The organism is Aeromonas sp. A35_P (assembly GCF_002259925.1).
In the GTDB taxonomy this organism is placed as follows: Bacteria; Pseudomonadota; Gammaproteobacteria; order Enterobacterales; family Aeromonadaceae; genus Aeromonas; species Aeromonas dhakensis.
On the sequence record NZ_NEVB01000006.1, the window covers coordinates 1 to 5153 of the forward strand.

The window sequence follows — 5153 nt, forward strand, 5'->3', positions numbered from 1 at the left end:
TCCTCGTTGTAAACGGGAACGATCAGAGAGAGTCGAAAATCGGCATGCGACATGAAAACTTCCTTATTTGGAAAATTATTTTATAAAACAGCGTATTGGAGAATACGTCTTACTGGGCGACGGTCAAGCGCACCGACTGGACGTTGAGCGGCGTCGGGGCGGAGAGCGCCAGAAAGTTGGGACGCTTGGGGTCAGAGGTCAGCGACTCGCCCGGCAGGCTGAGACGGATCTCGTTGATGCCGGCCTTGGCCAGCTTGACGGTGGTAGTGAAATCGTGACCCAGTGCCACCTTGAGCAGGGTACCGGCCTGCGGGCTGTTGACCCGGGCCTGGATGGTGAGCTCTTCCGGCTGTGCCTGCTGCTTGGGCAGCACGAAGTAAAGGCCGCCCTGGCCGCTCAGTTCGGTGCCGTCCGCGCTCGGCTTCTTGGCCCAGCCTTCACTGGAGAGGAAGCGGCTAGGCTTGGTCAGATTGAGCTCGTTGCCGGGCTGGTAGGTCATGCTGGAGTTGTGCTCCCAGAAGCGGGTCTTGCCTTCCAGGTAATAGAGCTTGTAGGCCAGGCTCACGTTGGGGTGGGTGGCCAGATAGAGGGTGTAGAGATAGAAACCACTCAGCGCCATGATGGCGGTCAGAAAACCAAACTTTTTGTACGTCATATCACTCTCTGCGCCTCACGGTTTGTAAGCTGATTTCGCGCATATGCTAATCCAATTGCAAAAAAAGCATAGTGGATCACAAAAATATATTTGGTCACATATTAACCCCTTTCTGATCGGTGTTCCAAATGTCGCTTCTCCCTCTTTTTAGCTAGCCCCCAGACCCTGTTGTGGCGGGCCGGCCGGGCCCCTTTTCTGCTCGGGCGATACCGCTTTTTCGGGGCCCCGATCATGGTCTGCATCCCTGTGGCAGGATCTGTCGCCATTTTGCCGAGGCCGATTTATGATGAGTTGATATGCCGTCAAGGATGACCCATGAAGCTGAAACTCTGTTGCTGGATGCTCTGGTTGCTGCCACCGCTGGTGTCGGCAAATGCCCTGTGCCCTGCTCCCTTGCGGATCGGTTATGACAACTGGCCGCCCTATCACTATTACCTCGATGCCGCGGCCGGCAAGAAAGAGCTGCAGGGCTTTGCCATCGAGACGCTCAACGCCATGCTCAAGCGACTGGATTGCAAGGCCAGTTACGTGGAGATGCCCTGGAAACGGGTGTTGCACGGCCTTGAGCTGGGGGTGGTCGACATCGCCATGGAGGCCTACTTCAACGAGGATCGCGCCCGTTACGCCTGGTTTTCCGATGGTTACAATCCGGGGCGCAGCGCGCTCTGGATCCGCAAGTCATCCTCCTATTCCGAGACTGACCTGGCGAGCTGGCTGGCCAGCGGACATACCCTGGGGGTTACCAAGGATTACTACTACGGCGCCGACATCAGCGAGCTGCTGCGCCGTTATGCCGCCCAGGTGAGCGTGGTCAACGACGAGCAGAACTACGGCAAGCTGGTCCTTGGGAGAATCGACGGTTTCCTTGGCGATGTGCTGGCCACCCCCTGGGGCTTGAAGAAGGAGGGGTTGGGCGATCTGATCGTCCCCCATGAGATGGCCGTATATGAAGCACCGACCTTTTTCATGTTCAGCAAGAAACGGCTGTCTCCCGAATTCGTGCGGGAGTTCAATCGTGAGCTGACCAAATTTAAAGCAACAAATGAGTATGACATTATCTGGCGGCGCTATGCGCCCGCCGGCTAGCAAAGTCGCGGGCATTCACGCATGATGAGCGCCTTGACCGCCGGGTCTGACGGATTGAAGTGAACCTATCTTGAGGTAAGCATGGGGAAGAAGTATTGGCTGGCATTGGCAAACCTGATCTGGCTGGGCTGTTGGCCGGCAGCCATGGCACAGGCCAGCGAAGGCCAGGTGGTGGTGAGCAATGCGGCGGAGCAGCACGACTGGTATCAGAACCGGACGGCGGAGCAGGCCAGGCAAGAGCTGGAGCAGCAACTGCAGGAGGCCGTGCTGGCCCAGCTGCACCCGGATTTCTATACGCTCTGGAAGAAGCTGCAGGCCAAGCCGGCGGATCAGCGCGGCGCCCTCTATGACGAGGCGTTCGGCAAGCTGGCCCGGTTCCAGCAGGCGTGGCGGGCCATGGATCTGGTCTCCCGCGAGCAGATGCAGACCCTCAAACTCAATCTGAACAAGCCGCTGGTCCATGAGCCGGCCGGCGACAACCTGCTGGAACAGGTCAAGCAGCTCAGACCCCAGGTCGCAGAATACGAGGCGGTGCGCGAGGAAGTGCGCAAGCTGCTGGCGCTGCCCATGGCCAAGAAGTGGCCGACCCTGACCATGCCGACCCTGCGGGCTGGCGAGGTTTCCCCGGAGCTGGGTCAAATCCGCTCCATCCTCAACGAGCTGGGTGACACGGCCCCGCGCCATGACGACGCTACCTATGACGCCGACACCCTGCAGGCGGTCAAGCAGTTCCAGCGCCGCCACGGTCTGACTGCCGACGGCATCATAGGCCGGCAGACCCGCAGCTGGCTCAACACCGGGCCCGAGGTGCGCGCCAGCCTGCTGCTACGCAACCTGTGGCGACGCGATCTGGTGGATCAGCTCTCCGGGGCCCGCTACGTGCTGGTCAACATACCCGACTATCGGCTGAGCGTGGTGGAGTCCGGCAACGAGGTGTTTACCAGCCGGGTGATCGTCGGCAAGGAGCAGCGGGCCACTCCGATCCTCGCCAGCGAGATCCGCTCCATCGTGCTCAACCCGGCCTGGCACGTGCCGCGCTCCATCCTGAGCAAGGACATTCTGCCCAAGCTGGGGCGCGATCCCGCCTACCTCAATCGCGAGCAATTCGAGGTGATCGACGGCGAGGGCAATCCGGTGCAGTTCACCGAAGAGGGCTGGCAGCAGGCACTGGCGTCCGGTTTCCCCTATCGTCTGCGGCAAAAGCCCGGCGATCACAATGCTCTGGGTCGCTACAAGTTCTATCTGCCCAACAACGAGGCGATCTACCTGCACTCCACCCCGCGCAAGGCGCTGTTCGAGCAAGGCGCGCGCGCATTCAGTTCGGGTTGCATCCGGGTGGAGCATGCCGACGATCTGGCCGAGCTGCTGCTGGCGGACTCCCGCTACCAGCCTGACAAGGTGGCCAGCATCCTGAAAGAGAGCCAGACCAAGTGGCTGCCGCTGACCACTCCGATCCCGGTGTTCACCGTCTACTGGAGCAGCTGGATCGACGAGGAGGGGCGTCAGCAACTGCGCAACGACATCTATGGATTTGATCGAGTCAGCTACCAGAGTCGCCTGCTGTGATCCTCGCCACAGAGTGAAAAGCCCGGCCTGCGCCGGGCTTTTTCATGGCCCCTTGCGGTTTGACAGCGGCCGGCTCGGCGGGTAGTTTCAAGCGCCTGTATCAAATTTATTCAACGGTTTCACCTCAACATTGCGATGGACGGACAAGGGATGCTTGATCAAGAGATAAGCCGACGTCGCCTGCTGCTGGGTGCCGGTTGCCTGCTGGGGGGCTCGCTGTTGTCCTTCCCCGCCATGGCGAGCCGCAGTACGGCGGGACGTGAACTCAGCTTCTTCAATCTCAACACCGGCGAGCGGGTGCGCACCAGCTACTGGGAAGATGGCCGCTATCTGAAAGACGGGCTGGCCGAGCTCAACCACATCTTTCGCGACTACCGTCGCAACGAAGTGTTCAACATCGACAGGAAGCTGTTCGACCAGCTCTACCTGCTGCAGCACAAGCTGGGTCGCCACGGCGAAATCCAGCTTATCTCGGGCTATCGCTCCCCCGTGACCAATCGCCAGAAGCGCAGTCGCAGCCGCGGGGTAGCCAAGCACAGCTATCACACCCTGGGGCAGGCGGTGGACGTGCGGATCCCCGGGGTACAGCTGGCGCACCTGCGCAAGGCGGCGCTTCATCTCAAGGTGGGCGGTGTCGGTTACTACCCGAGCGACAACTTCGTGCACCTCGACACAGGGCCCGTGCGCAGCTGGTAACGGCCGGTTGCTGGCCGCATCGGCCCGGCGGGTGACTGGTCAGCGGGGTGGCCGAGCTGGTAGGCTCTGGACACCATGCAGAGGAGAACCAGATGAAACATATTTTGCTTGGCGGGCTGATTGCCCTGCTGCTGACCGGTTGTGGCAAGCTCAACCGCGAAAACTACGACAAGCTCAAGATGGGGATCAGCTACGCCGAGGCGAGCAGCATCCTCGGCAAGGCCGAGCGTTGTGACGATGCGCTGGGTACCACCAGCTGCATCTGGGGCGATGAGGGCAAGAACATCAAGATCCGCTTCATCGCCGACAAGGCGACCTTCTTCAGCTCGGAAGGGATCAACTGAGGCAGTTGCTGCCCCCTTACCCAACAAAAAAGCGCCTGACCGGCGCTTTTTTGTTGGCTGTGAGCCGTACCGGCTCGCCAGAAGCTGGCGCGCTCAGTGCGCGGCGTATTGATAGTGGAAGGTGGGCAGCCCCCACTTGAAGCGCACCGCCAGCAGGCGCAGCACGAAGCCGATGCCGATGGCACCGAAGGCGGCCCAGTCGTTGGGCAGGCCCTGATCCAGCGCCAGGCAGTAGATGGCGGCGGTCACCAGCGAGATGGCGGCATAGAGCTCGCGGCGAAACACCAGCGGAATGCGCTGGCAGAGCAGATCCCTGAGCACGCCGCCGAAGGCCCCCGTCACCACCGCCATGATGCAGGCGATGCCGGCGCCGTGACCCATCTCCAGCGCCCTGGCCGCACCGAAGATGGAGAAGACCACCAGCCCCAGGGCATCGAGCGCCATGAACAGTTTGCCGAGATAGCGCATCAGCGGTGCCGAGATGACGCCGGCCATGGCCGCGCCGGCGACCAGCAGCACATACTCCGGGTGTTCGACCCAGAGCAGGGGGTAATGGCCCAGCAGCACGTCGCGGATGGTGCCGCCCCCGATGGCCGTCGCCGAGGCGATGATCACCACGCCGAACAAGTCCATCCGTCGCCGGCCCGCGGCCAGCGCGCCTGTCATCCCTTCGGCCACCAGGCCCAGCAAGAAGAGTGCATGTAACATGAGATATCCCAGGGTGCGAGAAAGGCCCGCATCCTAACAATCTAGCTCTGGCGGGACAAGTAAACTCATCTATGCATTAGATTAAGTAATGAAAAGGG

6 protein-coding genes are annotated in these 5153 nt (G+C 61.0%); 4 read left to right on the forward strand and 2 right to left on the reverse strand.

Features of this window, described 5'->3' with window-relative positions; all coding sequences use genetic code 11:
* Positions 1-109 precede the first annotated feature (109 nt).
* Positions 110-655 (reverse strand): hypothetical protein, encoded by a 546-nt coding sequence (locus tag CAK78_RS00465; protein ID WP_094696017.1) that lies wholly within the window; start codon positions 653-655, stop codon positions 110-112.
* Positions 656-970: 315 nt separating this feature from the next.
* Between CAK78_RS00465 and CAK78_RS00470 the strand changes: the two genes are divergently transcribed.
* The 4 genes from CAK78_RS00470 (at position 971) to CAK78_RS00485 (ending at position 4347) form a co-directional block, all read left to right on the forward strand.
* Positions 971-1741: a substrate-binding periplasmic protein gene (locus CAK78_RS00470; RefSeq protein ID WP_094696018.1), complete on the forward strand. Its 771-nt coding sequence runs from the start codon at positions 971-973 to the stop codon at positions 1739-1741.
* 81 nt (positions 1742-1822) lie between these two features.
* Complete coding sequence (locus tag CAK78_RS00475; RefSeq protein ID WP_094696019.1) at positions 1823-3307, forward strand: L,D-transpeptidase family protein; 1485 nt, start codon at positions 1823-1825, stop codon at positions 3305-3307.
* Between the two features lie 150 nt (positions 3308-3457).
* Positions 3458-4003: a DUF882 domain-containing protein gene (locus CAK78_RS00480; RefSeq protein WP_005303369.1), complete on the forward strand. Its 546-nt coding sequence runs from the start codon at positions 3458-3460 to the stop codon at positions 4001-4003.
* 92 nt (positions 4004-4095) lie between these two features.
* A complete protein-coding gene (locus tag CAK78_RS00485) occupies positions 4096-4347 on the forward strand; it encodes a hypothetical protein (RefSeq protein ID WP_005303367.1) in 252 nt (83 codons plus the stop codon).
* Positions 4348-4440: 93 nt separating this feature from the next.
* On the opposite strand, the gene CAK78_RS00490 is transcribed toward CAK78_RS00485, so the two are convergent.
* Positions 4441-5055 (reverse strand): trimeric intracellular cation channel family protein, encoded by a 615-nt coding sequence (locus CAK78_RS00490; protein ID WP_094696020.1) that lies wholly within the window; start codon positions 5053-5055, stop codon positions 4441-4443.
* Between the last annotated feature and the right edge of the window lie 98 nt (positions 5056-5153).